A 15746-nucleotide genomic window follows, 5' to 3' on the forward strand; every position below is an offset into this window, starting at 1 on the left:
AGCCAGTCAGATCTGAAGATCATGAAAGAAGCTGCCGAAGTATTGGATGAACTTGCTGTTCCGTATGAGCTTACGGTGGTATCGGCTCACCGTACACCTTTACGTATGGTAGAGTATGCATCGGATGCACGCAAGCGCGGATTGAAAGTAATTATAGCAGGGGCAGGTGGTGCTGCGCATTTACCCGGTATGGTTGCATCGCTTACATCGCTGCCGGTAATTGGTGTGCCGGTAAAATCCTCTAACTCGATTGATGGCTGGGATTCCGTTCTCTCTATTTTGCAGATGCCAGCGGGTGTGCCGGTTGCAACTGTTGCGCTGGATGGCGCCCGAAATGCCGGTATTCTTGCGGCACAAATTATCGGAGCATCTGATAAAGACCTGGGAGAAAGGTTGGACGCATTCAAGAAATCGCTGCAGACAAAAGTGGAAGCAGCCGCAAAAAATATAGAGGTAAATGGATGGAAAAGCGCTTTATAGTTTAGCTTGTTCCGATTTGATTTATTTTTCTGTAACTTCAGATTGCAGAGATATACCCGGAGATGAAACCCCGCGAAAAAGGTTGGCTTAAAGAGTACCTGGAATTCCGAAAAGAATTACTGAGAGATCTTACTACGGATACCAGGCGCAAGGCATCTCACCCGGAGCACTCCCTATACCGTGTTATCCAACCCACTGGATTAATGTATGGCCAGTTGGTTGGCGATATAAATATACCCGGCAGTGAACAGTGGAATGAGAAAGACCGGATCAAGATACTGCTTGCAGAAAGTCTCATCAGTAGCTCACTTCTCTTCCAGGAGAAGCCGGTAAGAACTCCGGAGGAACTTTCGAATGTATTCCTGAAAACGCTGGAGAGCATCGGTAATTTTTACAACAATATATTTCCGGAACTTTCTATACCTACCAAAACCTTATTCGGCCGGAAGAAGACCGTTATGGAATTGGCAGAACGTATACTCGATAAACGCATTGAGCATACAAATGCTTTTGAAGGTAACTTCTGGGCATCGTTCTTTCATAATACTTTACTCTTTCTGGATGTATTTATCTTCGGCCAATGGATACATACGAATGCGGATAAAGTAGTGGCCGATTTCTTTCGTTATGAAAGACAAGAACTCCGGTTCTCGGTGGTAAAAGTTATAGCTTCAGCGGCTCATGCCAATAAAGAGATAGCGTTCGAAGAGAAACGACTTCTTGAATACTTTTTACAGAGCACAGATCTTTCGCACGAACGCAAGAAGCAGGCGATGCAAATCTTTGAAGATGGCATTGCCGTGGAAGACATCAACCTGCCATCTGAAAATTCGTGGATACTCAAGAAATTCTTTCTTGAACTAGCTATCCTCACATTATGGGCCGATAAAAAAGTAGAGCAATCTGAACTGGATTATCTGAAGAGCTTTTGTCATTACCTCAACTTCTCTGACGAAGATCTGGAAAACAGCATGATTGCTATCGAAGGATTTGTACTGGAGCATTGGTCGCAGCTTGAATATCTTCAGAACAAGCAGGATTTTCATGAAGTGAGTGAACAATTCATCAAACGTGTAGCGAAGGTTGCAGAGCGTAATAAGAGTCGCCTGGTAAAGGAAATTCACGAGCGCGAAGATGTATTGAACCTCTTGCGTAAGGCTCGTTCTAATGAGCTTACATTGGCAGAGAAGGAGCACATGCGGCTGGAGTTAATTCAGATGATGAAGACTCTGCCGACTTTTGTTATCATAGCATTGCCTCAAAAATTTCTCACACTACCGATTCTGCTAAAAATTCTTCCTAGGAATTTATTTGCAGAAGGTGTGAATACGGATGCTTCGTAAATATTACTTGGATTCTTCTTCGGCTTCCGCCTCTGCCTTGCGTGGAACGATAACCGAGAAAATGATGGAGAGCGTAAGCGTTGCAATGATCACGGCAAACGACAGGTATACATTCACATCAATATCAAAGATCTCCAATAGCATTTTAGCACCAATGAAGAACAGAATGATGGAAAGTCCTTTTTGCAACAGGTAGAATTTGTCGATGATACCCGCCAGCAGGAAGAACATAGCCCGGAGTCCCATCACCGCGAAGATGTTGGAAGTATAGATCAAAAATTCATTTTGCGTAATAGCAAAGGCTGCCGGGATAGAATCCACAGCAAAGATCAGATCGGTTGTTTCAATCAAAACAATAACCAGGAAAAGCGGAGTAAATACAATTCTGCCAGCTTCTTTCACAATGAACATACCACCGTGCTCATCTTTTGATATCGGAAGGTATCTGCGGCAGAATTTCATGATCGGATTTTTGTCCGGCTCAATTTTCTCATCGCCATCTTCAAAGTAAATGCGGATGCCCGAGTATATCAGGAATACCCCGAACATATACAGTATCCAATGGAATTGATGGATGAGGTATGCGCCAACAAAAATGAAGATCGCGCGGAAAACAATCGCGCCAAGAATCCCCCAGAAAAGCGTTTTGTGATAGTATTCTTCCTTTACCCGGAAATATTTCAGGATAAGCAGTATTACAAAGATATTATCAACGGAGAGTGCATACTCGGTTAAGTATGCCGAGAAGTATTCAACAGCACCTTCTGCGCCGCTGTTATCGTACTTGTAAATGAAAAAACCGAAAAGAGTTGATATAATAACCCAGAATATAGACTGGTAGAGTGCCGACTTGGTGGAGATCTTACGGGCTTGCTTATGGAATAAGCCAAGATCAAGAACCAGGAAGAGGATAATTATGATAGCAAAAACGCCAAAAAGAATGGTCTCCCGTTCGCTTTGGTTTCTGAAAAGGGAGAAGAGGAGTATGTTCATCAATGATGACAAGGGGAGTTCTTCCGGTTAATGATTAAAAGCCTGTAAACATTAAAAAATCACATTCTTGGCAATATGTGAATGCCAAAACTACAAATATATTTCAATCTCGAAAACTCCGGATTCGATTTCTATACCACCAATTGACAAAAAGTATAGTAAAGAACAAAGTGTTGAAACATTACCGGGAGCAGCGCTCGCAGATACCTTGTATCAAAAGGTTCACTTCGTTGGCGCGATAACCTTTGGGAAGCTTAACAGCAGGCACTTCTACTTCCAGGCAATTGGTTTGGCCGCAATTGGTACACTTGAAATGGACATGATCATGATGATGGCCGGTTTTGCTGCAGGTATCATTGCAAAGCGCGTATTTCAGGCTTCCTTCATCATCCAGAACTTTATGGATAAGACCCTTATCAAGAAAGGTTTTAAGTGTACGGTAAACTGTTACCCGATCCAGTTCATTGTTGATCTCTTTCTCAATGTCACCATGCGACAGTGCATAGTCTTTATTGAGAAAAAGATGCAGTATTTCCAGTCGGCTTGGCGTGGAGCGTAAGCGGAATGTTTTAAGCAAACGATCGGAGGGAGCGTTCATGGCTTATTGCAGTTGTAGCTTCAGCAAGTTACTATAAATACCATTATCGAGCTGTGTTAGTTCGGCGTGCGATCCTGTTTCAGCCAGCGTACCTTCCTTGATAACAAAAATGCGATCTACTTTCTTGATAGTGCTCAGGCGATGCGCGATAATGATTGTTGTGCGACCTTCCATGAGTTTCTCCAGCGCTTCCTGCACCAGCACTTCCGAGTGTGCGTCTAGCGAGCTCGTTGCTTCATCCAGAATAAGAATAGCCGGGTCTTTCAGAATAGCGCGAGCAATGGCAATGCGTTGGCGTTGTCCGCCCGATAATTTCACACCTCGTTCCCCAACGATGGTTTCAAATTTTTCGGGGAAGCTTTCTATAAACTCATAGGCATTGGCTTTACGCGCCGCAGCATGTATCTCTTCGAGGCTTGCACCGGGTTTACCATAGGCAATGTTTTCCAGAATGGTGCCGCCAAATAGAATTACCTCCTGTGGTACTATACCTATATTTTGCCGGTAAGCCGTGAGATTAAAATCATGAATGTTCTTTCCATCGACACGGATTTCTCCCTGACTAATGGAATAGAAACGCATGAGTAAATTAATGATGGTTGATTTGCCCGAACCACTTTGCCCTACCAGGGCTACTTTTTCTCCCGGAGCTATATGAAAGTTCAATCCTTTCAATACGGTGAAATCTACACGGGTCGGATATGAGAAGGATACATTTTCAAATGAAATATCTCCGTGTAATTTGATGAGAGAAGCATCTTCATTAACCTTTTCATCCTTTTCCCCCAGTATATCCAGTACGCGTTCGGATGCACCGATAGACCGTTGTAATTGTGTATAGATGTCACCCAATCCGGCAATGGAAAATCCTATAAAAGAAGTATATAGAATGAATGAGAATAGCTCACCCGTTGTAATCTCTTGCGACTGCACCAGGTTCGCACCCTTCCATCCTACCGCTACTATGCCACCAAAGAGTACAAAAACGATAAAAGAAATAAATAACCCTCTATAACGCGCACCATGAAGTGCTGTTTTTACTACATCATTTATAGCGGTGCTATACCGGTTGATCTCGAATGACTCGTTGGTAAATGCTTTTACTACAGATACAGATTGAAAAGATTCTTCTACTATAATGTTGGCCGATGCCAGTGTATCCTGTGTCTTTCTGGAGAGTTTGCGAATAAACTTGCCAAATATAAGTGCAGACAATACAAGTACAGGAAATGTAAGCAGCATGAACGCGGTTAATGTAGGAGCCAGGTAAAAGATAATAGCAGTTCCGGTAATGAGGGTAATGATCTGGCGCAGTAACTCTGCCAGTGTAAAACTGAATGTACCTTGAAGTGTTTCTATGTCGGCTATCATACGACTCATCAACTCACCTACTCTGCGATTATCGAAGAATGATAATGGCATCCAGATAATTTTTTGATAGATTGATTTCCGCACATCGGCCATGCCTCGCTCCGTCACGATCGAAAAGGTATATACCCGGATGAAAGAGAAAATACCTTGCACGAAGAGTATACCGAGCAATGCGAGTGCTGCCTGGTTAATGGTGCTGAAATATTTTGGTTTACCCGAAGCGATATCCAGCAACTCACCTGATAAACGCGGAAACGCCATCAGTGTAACGCTCGACAAGACCAACGCTACAAGACCGAGTATAAATATACTTCTATAAGGCAACATGAATTTGAAAATGCCTGTTAGTTGCCTCAGGTTGGTTTTATTAATGCGTCTCTTCTCTTCTTCTCTTAGCGGTTCTCCGCTGCTACGCTTGGCCATACTTCTATATTAGAGTCTAGACTTTATATTATGATTTATTGGAGGGATATATTTCCCTTTACGGAGTACACGACCGAATCGCCCAGGAACATTTTTTGTCCTCCATTTACAGAGTAGGATGACAGTACTGTTTTATTGTTAACATCCTGAAATTCCATCACCAAAAATCGCTCACTGCTATAGAGTGAGTTTATTTCATTGAATTGGGCCTCTATCCGTTTTATACTTTTCAGCGTGTTATGATAGTAGATCTTCATCGACCGTACAGGAGGCAGGTGCTTTTTATCGGCAACAGAAGCAGTGATCAGTTTTATGGTGAGATTGCTCTTGGTGTCTGGTACTCCATTTTCAACGGTATAGATTCCCTGGTTGATAGGTTTATTCAATGTTTTGAGTTCGCGAAAAATTTCCAACTCGTTTACCCATATTGTACTATCAGCCGCTTTAATAGTTTGTGTTTCTTCCTTATCACCCAGCTTCGCGATTTTAACAGCAGAAGCTTTGGCAGCAGTGAGGAATTGGATTTGTGCCGTCACAACACTGTCAATTGGGTAATACCCCTGATAATGTACACCTCTTTGCTCGCAACCACTAACGATGCCAAGCAACGCCAGGGCTACTGCAAAGAGGTTAAACTGAATAGAAGTCTTCTTCAACTTATTTTTCCAATAATATATTTCCGGTCATTTGTGATGGAACCGGTATGCCCATTAAGGTAAGAATTGTCGGAGCGAGGTCTCCTAATTTTCCGTTCTTCAATTTTCCAGTATAGTTATTGTCAACCAGAATGCATGGCACCAGGTTGGTGGTGTGCGCAGTGTTTGGTGTTCCGTCTTCGTTGATCATTACATCAGCATTACCATGGTCAGCAATCACAATGATGCTATAATCATTTTTCAATGCTGCTTCAACAACTTGTTGTGCGCACGAGTCTACTGTTTCACAAGCTTTCACAGCTGCTTCAAACACACCGGTGTGACCAACCATGTCGGGGTTGGCAAAATTCAAACAGATGAAATCAGGTTCCTTTTTATTCAGCTCAGGAATGATCTTGTCTTTTATGTCGTTGGCGCTCATCTCGGGAGCAAGATCATAAGTGGCAACTTTAGGAGAAGGACAGAGTATTCTTGATTCACCCGGGAATGCCTCTTCGCGCCCGCCAGAAAAGAAGAATGTAACGTGAGGATATTTTTCTGTCTCGGCAATACGGATCTGTTTTTTGCCAGCTGTTGATACAACCTCACCTAACGTTTTTTCAAGATTATCTTTATCAAAAATTACTTTAACATCTTTGAATGAGTCATCGTAATTGGTAAGCGTTACATAATATAGTGGCAGCGCTTTCATTCCTTGCTCAGGAAAATCCTGCTGAGTCAACGCCTGGGTTATCTGTCGGCCACGGTCTGTGCGGAAGTTGAAGCAAAGCACCACATCGCCTTCCTGTATAGTTCCTACAGGATTTTGCTGTGCATCTACCATTACTATAGGTTTGATGAACTCATCCGTTACATTAGCATCATAAGATTGCTGTATGGATTTAAGTGCATCGGTCGATTTTTCGCCAACACCCTTTACCATCAGATCGTACGCCAGCTTTACGCGCTCCCAACGTTTGTCGCGATCCATAGCATAGTAGCGACCTACTATACTTGCGAGTTTGCCTGTGGTTTTGCTTAGGTGATCAATCACATCTTTGATGTATGCAAGTCCGCCTTTTGGATCGGTATCGCGACCATCAGTAAAAGCGTGTATGAATAAATTTGGGATGTTATTATTCTTGGCAATCGTAATCAATCCTTTCAGATGTTCGATGTGTGAGTGTACACCTCCATCAGAAACCAAACCTATATAGTGTACATTTTTATTATTCTTTTTCGCATAGGCGAAAGCGTCCAGAAGAACCGGATTCTGATCAAGCTCTTTTTCCTCAATCGCTTTATTTACCCGAACAAGATCCTGATATACTACACGGCCTGCACCAATATTCATGTGTCCCACCTCAGAGTTACCCATTTGTCCGGCAGGTAAACCCACAGCTAATCCGGAAGCTTCCAACTTACTGTTGGCATACTTTCCGTATAAAGAATTAATAAAGGGAGTTTTGGCTTTGTCAATCGCTGATACGGCTTTGTTTGTGGCAATGCCCCAGCCGTCTAGGATCATCAGCAATACTTTTTTATTCATGGAGATTTGATTTTTAGTTTCCGGACTTTAGTAAATGCGCGCAAATATAAGGATGATTTACAGGATGGTGGATTGGAAAATTGAAGGCTTTTCAGACTTACGTTTAGGGTAAACGATTGAAAACCACTTCCACTGTTCATAATTTCATTATCTTGCAAAGCGTGGCACAATTTTGGCCGCACAATAAAGTTGCCATGAAGGTGAACAAATATATTTCGTTAGTAGTTTTTGTGCTTCTTAGTTTTCATTCTGTGCCCTTGCTGGCGCAGAATAATGATGTAATCAGCCAGGTGAAAGAAACCATTAAAGCTGGTAGCGCAAAAGAGCTATCAAAATACCTCAATCAGACAGTCGATGTTACCATCGATGATAAAGTAGAATCTTATAGTAAAGCTCAGGCCGAGTTTATTTTCCGCGATTTTTTTAAACAACATCCGGCCAGCGAGTTCAATATCATTCACCAGGGATCGTCCAAAGGAGGCCAGCCATTTGCCATAGGCCAGTATAAAAGTGGAAACGAAACCCATCGGGTGTTCATGAAGATCAAGACGGTGGGCAACCAACAGCTTGTTCATGAAATTTCTTTTGTGAAGGAGTAAATCCATCTCATCCTCTATTTTTGCACGGTGAAACCGTATTACATCACAGAAGATTTTCTGCATTCATTTATTGCGGCTGCATTGAGAGAAGACGTGGGCGATGGCGATCATTCTTCGCTTGCCAGTATAACAGCCCGTGCCACAAGTCAGGCACGCCTGCTAATAAAAGAAGATGGCATTCTGGCCGGTGTTGAATTAGCGTTGGCTGTTTTTAATCAGGTAGATTCGTCCCTGCGCGTAGAGGTATTTATCCGCGATGGTCAGGCCGTAAAGAAGGGCGATATAGCATTTATAGTTTCAGGTTCTTCGCGGTCTATTTTACAAGCCGAACGACTTGTGCTTAACTGTATGCAGCGGATGAGTGCTATAGCCACCAAAACACGTTACCTCTCTGATTTGATCAGCGGAACAAAGGCCTGTTTGCTGGATACGCGAAAAACAACACCCAATTTCAGATTGCCTGAAAAATGGGCAGTTATAATAGGCGGTGGTAAAAACCATCGCATCGGTTTATACGATATGATTATGCTGAAAGACAATCATATTGATATGGCGGGCGGTCTTGAGCAGGCAATCATTCGAACAAAAGATTATCTTCGCGCCACCAACAGGAACCTGCGGATAGAAATTGAAACACGAAACCTGGATGAAGTCAGGGAAGTGATTCGTATTGGTGGTGTAGATGTGATCATGCTCGACAATATGAGTCTGGCGGATATGACCATGGCCGTGAAGCTGATTGATGGTAAATACCAGACAGAAGCGAGTGGAGGTATAACAGAAGAGAATATTCGCAGTGTGGCAGAATGTGGCGTTGATTTTATTTCTGTTGGAGCATTAACACACTCTATCAAGAGTCTTGACCTGAGCCTGAAAGCAGCAGGTGTTTAAAAGATAATTATACAAGCGAATGATAGTATATCTATACTTCAATCGCTGAAACATGTGAATTAGAATTATGATCGTTAAAACTAAAAACTACAAACTCGAAAAGAAGGTCTACATCAGTGTGGCGCTTAAGAACGTGTTGAAAAAGCAGGGATGGATTGCCGGTCTTGCTGCCTTTGTAATTTGCCTGGGTTATGCTATACCCGGCTTGCAAAGCATCTGGTGGTTTATTGGTGCTGTGCTAGGTCTGGGACTATATTTACTTTTCTGGTGGGTGCAATTTTATGGTGTTACACAACTGGAGCAAGGTAAAGCACTGTTTGAAAAATATTCATACGAGATCAGCAGCCAGCAGATATTGATGAAGATCAACCCGCGTGAAGGAATGCCTATTAAGTGGGACCAGATACAAGCTGCAGAAATTGGTAAAGATTTCTTTGTGCTATATGTAAACAAGGCACAGATTCTATACTGGCCTTATCGCATATTCAATACCGATAATGAGCGTAAGTTTGTCGCCAGCATTTTAAAAGCAAAGGGATTTGTAAAATAGGCTATAGCCTGTTGCTGCATACTATATAGATACCGTTTCATACGGTTAGGCCCGGTCTGAATGTTTTTTTCAGACCGGATTTTTTTAATAAAGGGTTGTGATTTCAAAAAGGAATAGATTGTGCGATCCGAAAAAAAAATATCTCCTCAGGAAGCCAAGCTAAAGATATACCGCTACTGCGCGTATCAGGAGCGCTCGCACAAAGAAGTTCGTAACAAGCTATATGAATACGGCCTGTATAAGAACGAAGTTGAAAATATACTCTCTGCATTGATCACCGAAGGTTTTTTAAATGAAGAGCGATTTGCGAAAGCCTTTGCAGGAGGCAAATTCCGGATGCAACATTGGGGAAGAGTAAAGATTGTAAATGAACTGGAAGCAAGAGGACTCACCAAGAATTGTATCCGTATTGGCTTGAGAGAGATCGATGAAGGTGACTATATAAAAACGTTACAGGATATTCTCGAGCGCAAATCAAATCAGTTGGAAGAAGAGAACCCATTCGTGAAGCGCGATAAACTTGCGCGCTATGCCATACAAAAAGGCTTTGAATCCGAATTGGTATGGGAGCAGGTAAAACATCTTGTAAAAGATTAATGTAGTTTGTAATCCCCGCGACAATTCCAGTCGACCGCTAAATCCACTTTTACGTTTCAAATCATATATAAAGCATATAACGATATGAAAAGTGGTCTTATAATTTTTCTGTTGCTGTGTAGTACACAGCTCTTTGCGCAGAATGATGCACAGCGATCAAAGCATTTCAACATAAAAAAGAACATCGCGCTGGAGGGATATGACGCTGTTAGTTATTTCGATAACAAACCAGTGGAAGGAAAGGAGTCGATCCGTTTTACGCATAAAGGAATAACCTACCTGTTTAGTAGTCAAAATAATTTAGCCCGGTTTAAAAGTAATCCTGATAAATATGAACCAGCTTATGGAGGCTGGTGTGCGTATGCGATGGGTGAGAGTGGTGAGAAAGTGAAAGTAGATCCGGAAACATTTAAGATTATTGATGGCAAGCTTTACCTCTACTATAACTTTTGGGGTAATAATACTTTGGAAGACTGGAATAAAAATGAAGCGAAGCTTAAACAAGCAGGCGACCGAAACTGGAAGAATATATCCAGCGAATAAATTGATTTTACTGCCTCTTGGCAATTTCTTAAATTAGATATTTAACATAATTTAGAAAATATAAACATTCACCCCCCTCTATGGACATTATTCATGCCTGTGCTTCCATACTGTCTCAACTGGCGGATCTTACTACGCAAATAGAAGAGAAGGATTTTATAAAACCATCGGAAAGCTTAAGTCAATCAACCATAGGTCAACATCTCCGGCATACCCTGGAGTTTTTTATTTGCTTTGAGAGCGGCTATCAGCAAGGAGTAGTGAACTACGATAGACGCGCGCATGATAAATTGATTGAGAGTGATAAATATATAGCATTGGCCGCCATTAATCGTATCAATGATTTTGTAAACTCCCTGAAAGAAAAAGATCTGAAACTCGAAGTAGGTTACGATCTGGCGAAAGAAGAATTTCTCACCATTCGCACCACAGCCACACGCGAGCTGGTATATAATATAGAACATGCCGTACATCACATGGCCATTATGAAGATTGGTATTCGTGAAGTGGCACCCTATATATTGCTTGCAAAAGATTTTGGTGTAGCGGCATCAACCATTCGCTATAAAGAAGCGGCTTCCGTTACGCATTAAACTTTCTATTTTTGTGGCATTATGGTTTCGTGGGAGAGAATTATCCGAAGCAATTTCATTATTAAACTAACAAGCTGGGAGTACTGGCCTTTTGGCATAGTACAGTTTCCATTATTTATATACTATACCTGGTTATCGATACGAGCCAGATCGTTTATTTTCTTTTCAGCATCCAATCCCGGTATCGTAATGGGCGGTATGTTCGGGGAATCGAAATACGATGTGCTCAAAAAAATTCCTGTACAGTATATTCCTAAAACAGCTTTGATAAAGAGTCCCGCGACAAAAGAGGATGTCTTAAAAATTTTAGCACAGTATAATTTCAGCTTCCCGGTAATTTTCAAACCCGATATAGGTGAGCGTGGTTTTATGGTAAAGCGCATCGATAGCGAAGAAGGTATAGATGCATACCTGGAGCGGATCAAGTTTGATTTTATAGTACAGGAGCTGGTAGACCTGCCGTTGGAGTTCGGTGTATTTTATGTGCGTTTTCCACATGAGAGTAAAGGCAACGTTACATCGGTGGTAATGAAAGAGATGCTTTCAGTTACAGGTGATGGTATGTCAACCCTGCAACAATTGATTTTGAAAAAAGATCGTGCAAAGCTTCAATGGGAAAAGCTACAGATAATGTTTAAAGATAAGCTTCAGCAAGTTATACCTCGTGGCAGATCACTTGAACTTGTATCCATTGGCAATCATTGTCTCGGAACAAAATTTCTGGATGGAAGTCATTTGATCAACGATCAATTATCGCGCACATTTGATCGCGTGAGTGAGCAGATTGATGGTTTTTATTTTGGCAGGTTTGATTTGCGTTGTGCCAGTATAGAAGATCTGTATGCGGGCAACATTAAGGTTATGGAGCTTAACGGATGTGGTGCGGAGCCCGCACATATTTACCATCCAGGGTATCCGTTGTCTAAAGCGTTAGGTGTGTTATTCCGTCATTGGCGAAACATCTTTCTCATTGCCCGTGAGAACGTAAAGCGGGGCGCATCCTACACTTCTGTGCGTGATGCAAGAAGCTACTACCGGAAATTTAAAGCAGCCACAACAGTGGAATAAATTTGAATGATGCAGCGCAATTGATTCTCTGGTATCTTTGTGTGCTATGGCTTTGATCGTTACTTTCTCGCTGGCATTCTTCTTTAGCTTTATAGGATCTATACCACCGGGTACGATCAATCTCACCATTGTGCAAATGGGGTTGGAGAACCGGATGAATATAGCGTGGAGATTTGCCATAGCCTCTGCCTTGATCGAATATCCGTATGCATGGCTGGCCGTAGCATTCGAAAAGTGGATCACCTCGGCACCTGTTATTCTGGAGAACCTGCAACTGCTTACAGCTGTGGTTATGATCGCTTTGGGTATATCTGGTTTATGGTCTGTAAATAAACCATCACCTCTCACGCAAAAATTCAATGCAAGTGGTTTCAGGAGAGGTATAATTTTAGGTGTGCTTAATCCGCTGGCAGTGCCTTATTGGCTGGGTATAACAGCTTATATGAAGAGCCAGGAGTGGATCGATCTCTCGGATGGATGGAGATTACAAAGTTATTTGTTAGGCGTTGCGCTTGGTTCATTGGCTATTCTGCTCGTGTTTGCCTATCTGGCCAAAAAGATAGCCGACCGTTTTCAGCAAAGTACATTGCTTAAAAAAATACCCGGAGCAATGTTATTGATATTAGGTATATATTCATTGGTGCAATATCTGCTCTTAGTCAACAAAAGTTAGTGTAGCCCGCCCGTTGGCTACATGTAGATTGCCGGTGCCACCGTGTTTCCAGGCAAGATTCGGATTTTCATGCCCGGTAGGGAAATCAAAAGCTATAGGGTAGGTATATTTGTTCACATGATTCAGCACAATTTCTTCTGCTGTTTCGCCAAAGCCAAGTTCAGAATCTTTTATATCGGTCATATACCCAACTATAAGTCCGGCAAGTTTATTCAGTTTGCCGGCACGCCATAGCTGTGTTATCATCCTGTCGAGCTTATAGCGATACTCATCCACCTCTTCTATAACCAGGATGCATCCGTCCATATCAGGGTCACTGGATGTGCCCAGCGAATCAACGATCAATGAAAGATTGCCTCCTATAATTTTTCCTGCACCTGTGCCCGGTCTGCTATATATACTCTCTGACGATATAAACTTATTGCTTGTTTCAAGCAGCATCTGACGCAGGCTTTCAACCGATGATGCTGATTTTTCTCTCGCAAAAAGCACTGGCATGGTGGCATGAATACTTTGAATATCGAGGCTATACAGCTTTAAATGGATAGCGGTGATGTCGCTGAAGCCAATAATGTATTTTGGCTGAACAAGGAGCGGGCTAAAATCGATCTGGTCTACTATACGCGTGCTGCCGTAGCCGCCACGCGCGCAAAGTATAGCCTTCACGTTGGCATCATTTATTAGCGACTGAAAATCGGATAATCGTTCTTCATCTGTTCCTGCGAGGTAGGAGTGTTTATCGCTAAAAAGATTTTTGGCCAGTTGCACGTTCAATCCCCACGACTTCACTATATCTATAGCGGCTTTCAAATCTGCTTTCGGAATTTTTCGCCCCGGAGCTGTGATACCAATGGTATCACCGGGTTTCAGTTGTGGAGGAATGATCATGCGGGTATAAAGATAAAGGTGATTGCCAAAACAAAAGGCTGCCCGTTTAAAGGCAGCCTAAATTTATAAAACCTGAATTCTTAACAAAGACTAGTGTGCAGCAGGAGCTGAGCCACCGGCCTTCGGTGTAATCATTGCCTTGAAGCGAAGAGTTGATTGCTTGGGAAATGTATTCGCTGTTACAGTAATGGATTTGCTTTGTACATTCTGTTTGCCATTGCTATCAAATTTGGCTCTTACGTAACCAGTTCCTCCTACAGGAATAGGCTCTTTGGTAAAGTCAGGCACAGTACATCCACAAGAAGGTTGCGCACTTTGTATGATCAGGGGAGCAGCTCCGGTATTTTTAAGTTTATAGGTAAACTCCACAATGTCGCCTTCCTTGATAGTACCAAAATCGTGATCCATTGTTTCAAACTCCATGGTAGGAAGTGGTCCTTCCGGTTTTGTTTCGGGCGCTGCAATAGTTGGCGCCGGAGTTGTTGTACCCGGAGTTTTCTTTGCTTCCAGGTCGGCTATTTTACTTTCTAAAGCAGCAATTCTTTTTTCTGCGTCACGATCTTTGCAGGCAGTAAATGTTGCCAGCAAAACAGCAAAAAATAAAAATGATTTTGCAATTCCTGTTTTCATATTGATGATCAAATCGTTTATTCCTTTATCCTTTTTTACCACGAATCTGTTCTAAAAGTTCATCCACATCTTCCAGTAATCGTTCAGCTTTGTTCTTGGCTTCATCCACTACTTTCTGGCCTTGTGATTTTGCTTCTGTTGTGAGCGGAGTTTCTTTGCCTTCTACAAAATCGTTGATCAGGTCCTGAAGCATCTTACGATACTTATCTAACTGGAACGATAATTTTTCGCGCGTATTCGAGCCCTTGTCAGGCGCATAGAGAATTCCGAGGATCGCACCCGTTGCTGCGCCCGCCAGGAACGCTATCAAAAAATTTCCACTCTTTTTGCTCATAAACTTTTCAAATTAATTACGGTCGTGACGCAAATTCAAAATTTTAACAATTTTTAACAAACAGAATTACTTATTGTCCATAAGTCCTCGGCCACTTTTCTTCATGTCACCTTTGTCTTTCAATTCCTTTGCTATAACATCTAAAATACCGTTGATGAACTGACGGCTTTTCGGTGTGCTATAGTTCTTGGAGAGTTCGATGTATTCATTGATCGTAACCTTCACTGGTATGCTGGGGAACTCCAGTAACTCGGCAATAGCCATCTCCAGGATCATCCGGTCCGTTAATGGCAAGCGGTCAACCTCCCAATTACGCGTGTTGTTGGCAATCAATTCTTTATACTTCTCATCCAGATTCGAGGCCTTGTTGTAAAGCTTCTCGATAAATTCTTTATCCTCATCCCAGTTTACAGATAACGTGTGAAGCGTAAGGGTATTTTGATTCTCACCATCGAACGACTTTACCGTTTTTTCCACGAGACCTTTCACGATCTCTTTATCTTCAGCCCATCGCAGAACTTCTTCCTCAAAAAATTCATTGATAACCGTTTTGCCGAGGATCACTTTCTTGAATAAGTGATTGGCAAATTTTTTCTGATCGTCAAGCGTAGGACTTTTCTTATCCAGGTAGTTAAGGTACTCGTTGTCCTGGCGCACTACATCGCGAAACCATCCTTTAACACGGTCTGCTTTATCTTGCCAGTGGCGCCCCAGCTTAAGGGCATCTTTCTTCAAATCTTCCTGATTACGCAGGGCGGTGATCCAGGCGTTGTTCACAAAATTTTTGTGACTCACTTTTTTGTCGGCTTCGGCTATTTCGGCAAAGGCGGGCAGCAAGCTAAGCACTGCTATATAGTGATCGTATATCTTTTCAACTTCGCTGATCAGATTTTTCAGGAAGAAGTCGCTATCTTTTTTAGACTGCTTCGCATAGAATTGGAAGCACTCGTTTACTACTTTTTTAATCTTGGGATCATCACTATCAACC

At 42.3% G+C, this 15746-nt stretch carries 19 protein-coding genes; 10 read left to right on the plus strand and 9 right to left on the minus strand.

The window, feature by feature from the left end:
* Together purE and VIN08_RS16795 are read left to right on the plus strand one after the other, a co-directional pair.
* On the plus strand, nucleotides 1-480 hold a 480-nt coding region (purE, locus tag VIN08_RS16790), incomplete at its 5' end, for a 5-(carboxyamino)imidazole ribonucleotide mutase (RefSeq protein ID WP_331967367.1).
* Between the two features lie 62 nt (nucleotides 481-542).
* On the plus strand, nucleotides 543-1823 hold the full coding sequence (locus tag VIN08_RS16795; protein WP_331967369.1) for a hypothetical protein: 1281 nt from the start codon (nucleotides 543-545) through the stop codon (nucleotides 1821-1823).
* A gap of 3 nt (nucleotides 1824-1826) precedes the next feature.
* Here the strand turns inward: VIN08_RS16795 and VIN08_RS16800 are convergent, their stop codons facing one another.
* From VIN08_RS16800 to gpmI, 5 genes are all read right to left on the minus strand, one after another.
* Nucleotides 1827-2816 carry a TerC family protein gene (locus VIN08_RS16800; protein WP_331967402.1) on the minus strand — a complete coding sequence of 330 codons (990 nt, stop codon included), beginning with the start codon at nucleotides 2814-2816 and terminating at the stop codon, nucleotides 1827-1829.
* A 181-nt stretch (nucleotides 2817-2997) separates the two neighbouring features.
* Nucleotides 2998-3414, minus strand: coding sequence for a Fur family transcriptional regulator (locus VIN08_RS16805; protein ID WP_331967371.1), 417 nt, complete (start codon nucleotides 3412-3414; stop codon nucleotides 2998-3000).
* 3 nt (nucleotides 3415-3417) lie between these two features.
* Entirely contained in the window at nucleotides 3418-5208 is a 1791-nt protein-coding gene (locus VIN08_RS16810) for an ABC transporter ATP-binding protein (protein WP_331967373.1), read from the minus strand.
* Nucleotides 5209-5243: 35 nt separating this feature from the next.
* Entirely contained in the window at nucleotides 5244-5744 is a 501-nt protein-coding gene (locus tag VIN08_RS16815; protein ID WP_331967375.1) for a hypothetical protein, read from the minus strand.
* Between the two features lie 121 nt (nucleotides 5745-5865).
* Nucleotides 5866-7392: a 2,3-bisphosphoglycerate-independent phosphoglycerate mutase gene (gpmI, locus tag VIN08_RS16820; RefSeq protein WP_331967377.1), complete on the minus strand. Its 1527-nt coding sequence runs from the start codon at nucleotides 7390-7392 to the stop codon at nucleotides 5866-5868.
* Nucleotides 7393-7586: 194 nt separating this feature from the next.
* On the opposite strand from gpmI, the gene VIN08_RS16825 reads away from it, so the two are divergent.
* The 8 genes from VIN08_RS16825 (at nucleotide 7587) to VIN08_RS16860 (ending at nucleotide 12906) form a co-directional block, all read left to right on the plus strand.
* Complete coding sequence (locus VIN08_RS16825) at nucleotides 7587-7991, plus strand: DUF4783 domain-containing protein (RefSeq protein WP_331967378.1); 405 nt, start codon at nucleotides 7587-7589, stop codon at nucleotides 7989-7991.
* A gap of 27 nt (nucleotides 7992-8018) precedes the next feature.
* A complete protein-coding gene (nadC, locus tag VIN08_RS16830) occupies nucleotides 8019-8882 on the plus strand; it encodes a carboxylating nicotinate-nucleotide diphosphorylase (protein WP_331967380.1) in 864 nt (287 codons plus the stop codon).
* A gap of 67 nt (nucleotides 8883-8949) precedes the next feature.
* Nucleotides 8950-9432, plus strand: a complete 483-nt coding sequence (locus VIN08_RS16835) for a YcxB family protein (protein ID WP_331967382.1) — start codon at nucleotides 8950-8952, stop codon at nucleotides 9430-9432.
* Between the two features lie 120 nt (nucleotides 9433-9552).
* Nucleotides 9553-10029, plus strand: coding sequence for a regulatory protein RecX (locus VIN08_RS16840; RefSeq protein ID WP_331967384.1), 477 nt, complete (start codon nucleotides 9553-9555; stop codon nucleotides 10027-10029).
* A gap of 84 nt (nucleotides 10030-10113) precedes the next feature.
* Nucleotides 10114-10572 carry a YHS domain-containing (seleno)protein gene (locus tag VIN08_RS16845; protein WP_331967386.1) on the plus strand — a complete coding sequence of 153 codons (459 nt, stop codon included), beginning with the start codon at nucleotides 10114-10116 and terminating at the stop codon, nucleotides 10570-10572.
* A gap of 80 nt (nucleotides 10573-10652) precedes the next feature.
* Nucleotides 10653-11165, plus strand: a complete 513-nt coding sequence (locus VIN08_RS16850) for a hypothetical protein (protein ID WP_331967388.1) — start codon at nucleotides 10653-10655, stop codon at nucleotides 11163-11165.
* A 21-nt stretch (nucleotides 11166-11186) separates the two neighbouring features.
* The gene (locus VIN08_RS16855; protein WP_331967390.1) at nucleotides 11187-12233 is read left to right on the plus strand and encodes a hypothetical protein; all 1047 of its coding nucleotides are present in this window, start codon (nucleotides 11187-11189) and stop codon (nucleotides 12231-12233) included.
* A gap of 46 nt (nucleotides 12234-12279) precedes the next feature.
* Nucleotides 12280-12906 carry a LysE family translocator gene (locus VIN08_RS16860; protein ID WP_331967392.1) on the plus strand — a complete coding sequence of 209 codons (627 nt, stop codon included), beginning with the start codon at nucleotides 12280-12282 and terminating at the stop codon, nucleotides 12904-12906.
* Here VIN08_RS16860 and VIN08_RS16865 read toward each other — a convergent pair.
* From VIN08_RS16865 to nusB, 4 genes are all read right to left on the minus strand, one after another.
* On the minus strand, nucleotides 12889-13794 hold the full coding sequence (locus VIN08_RS16865) for an LD-carboxypeptidase (protein WP_331967394.1): 906 nt from the start codon (nucleotides 13792-13794) through the stop codon (nucleotides 12889-12891). The genes VIN08_RS16860 and VIN08_RS16865 overlap by 18 nt on opposite strands.
* Nucleotides 13795-13884: 90 nt before the next feature.
* Nucleotides 13885-14424, minus strand: a complete 540-nt coding sequence (locus tag VIN08_RS16870) for a DUF1573 domain-containing protein (protein ID WP_331967396.1) — start codon at nucleotides 14422-14424, stop codon at nucleotides 13885-13887.
* A 25-nt stretch (nucleotides 14425-14449) separates the two neighbouring features.
* Nucleotides 14450-14758, minus strand: coding sequence for a YtxH domain-containing protein (locus VIN08_RS16875; protein WP_331967398.1), 309 nt, complete (start codon nucleotides 14756-14758; stop codon nucleotides 14450-14452).
* A 66-nt stretch (nucleotides 14759-14824) separates the two neighbouring features.
* Nucleotides 14825-15746, minus strand: a 922-nt coding sequence (gene nusB / locus VIN08_RS16880) for a transcription antitermination factor NusB (protein WP_331967400.1), incomplete at its 5' end; no start/stop codon positions are given.

It is taken from the genome of Ohtaekwangia sp., assembly GCF_036568665.1.
GTDB lineage: Bacteria > Bacteroidota > Bacteroidia > Cytophagales > Cyclobacteriaceae > Ohtaekwangia.

Excerpts from the sequence above, each read along its gene's own strand:
- VIN08_RS16795 (WP_331967369.1), top strand. The coding sequence starts at position 543 with ATGAAACCCCGCGAAAAAGGTTGGCTTAAAGAGTACCTGGAATTCCGA.
- VIN08_RS16800 (WP_331967402.1), bottom strand. The coding sequence starts at position 2,816 with ATGAACATACTCCTCTTCTCCCTTTTCAGAAACCAAAGCGAACGGGAG.
- VIN08_RS16805 (WP_331967371.1), bottom strand. The coding sequence starts at position 3,414 with ATGAACGCTCCCTCCGATCGTTTGCTTAAAACATTCCGCTTACGCTCC.
- VIN08_RS16810 (WP_331967373.1), bottom strand. The coding sequence starts at position 5,208 with ATGGCCAAGCGTAGCAGCGGAGAACCGCTAAGAGAAGAAGAGAAGAGA.
- gpmI (WP_331967377.1), bottom strand. The coding sequence starts at position 7,392 with ATGAATAAAAAAGTATTGCTGATGATCCTAGACGGCTGGGGCATTGCC.
- VIN08_RS16825 (WP_331967378.1), top strand. The coding sequence starts at position 7,587 with ATGAAGGTGAACAAATATATTTCGTTAGTAGTTTTTGTGCTTCTTAGT.
- VIN08_RS16835 (WP_331967382.1), top strand. The coding sequence starts at position 8,950 with ATGATCGTTAAAACTAAAAACTACAAACTCGAAAAGAAGGTCTACATC.
- VIN08_RS16845 (WP_331967386.1), top strand. The coding sequence starts at position 10,114 with ATGAAAAGTGGTCTTATAATTTTTCTGTTGCTGTGTAGTACACAGCTC.
- VIN08_RS16850 (WP_331967388.1), top strand. The coding sequence starts at position 10,653 with ATGGACATTATTCATGCCTGTGCTTCCATACTGTCTCAACTGGCGGAT.
- VIN08_RS16855 (WP_331967390.1), top strand. The coding sequence starts at position 11,187 with ATGGTTTCGTGGGAGAGAATTATCCGAAGCAATTTCATTATTAAACTA.
- VIN08_RS16860 (WP_331967392.1), top strand. The coding sequence starts at position 12,280 with ATGGCTTTGATCGTTACTTTCTCGCTGGCATTCTTCTTTAGCTTTATA.
- VIN08_RS16865 (WP_331967394.1), bottom strand. The coding sequence starts at position 13,794 with ATGATCATTCCTCCACAACTGAAACCCGGTGATACCATTGGTATCACA.
- VIN08_RS16870 (WP_331967396.1), bottom strand. The coding sequence starts at position 14,424 with ATGAAAACAGGAATTGCAAAATCATTTTTATTTTTTGCTGTTTTGCTG.
- VIN08_RS16875 (WP_331967398.1), bottom strand. The coding sequence starts at position 14,758 with ATGAGCAAAAAGAGTGGAAATTTTTTGATAGCGTTCCTGGCGGGCGCA.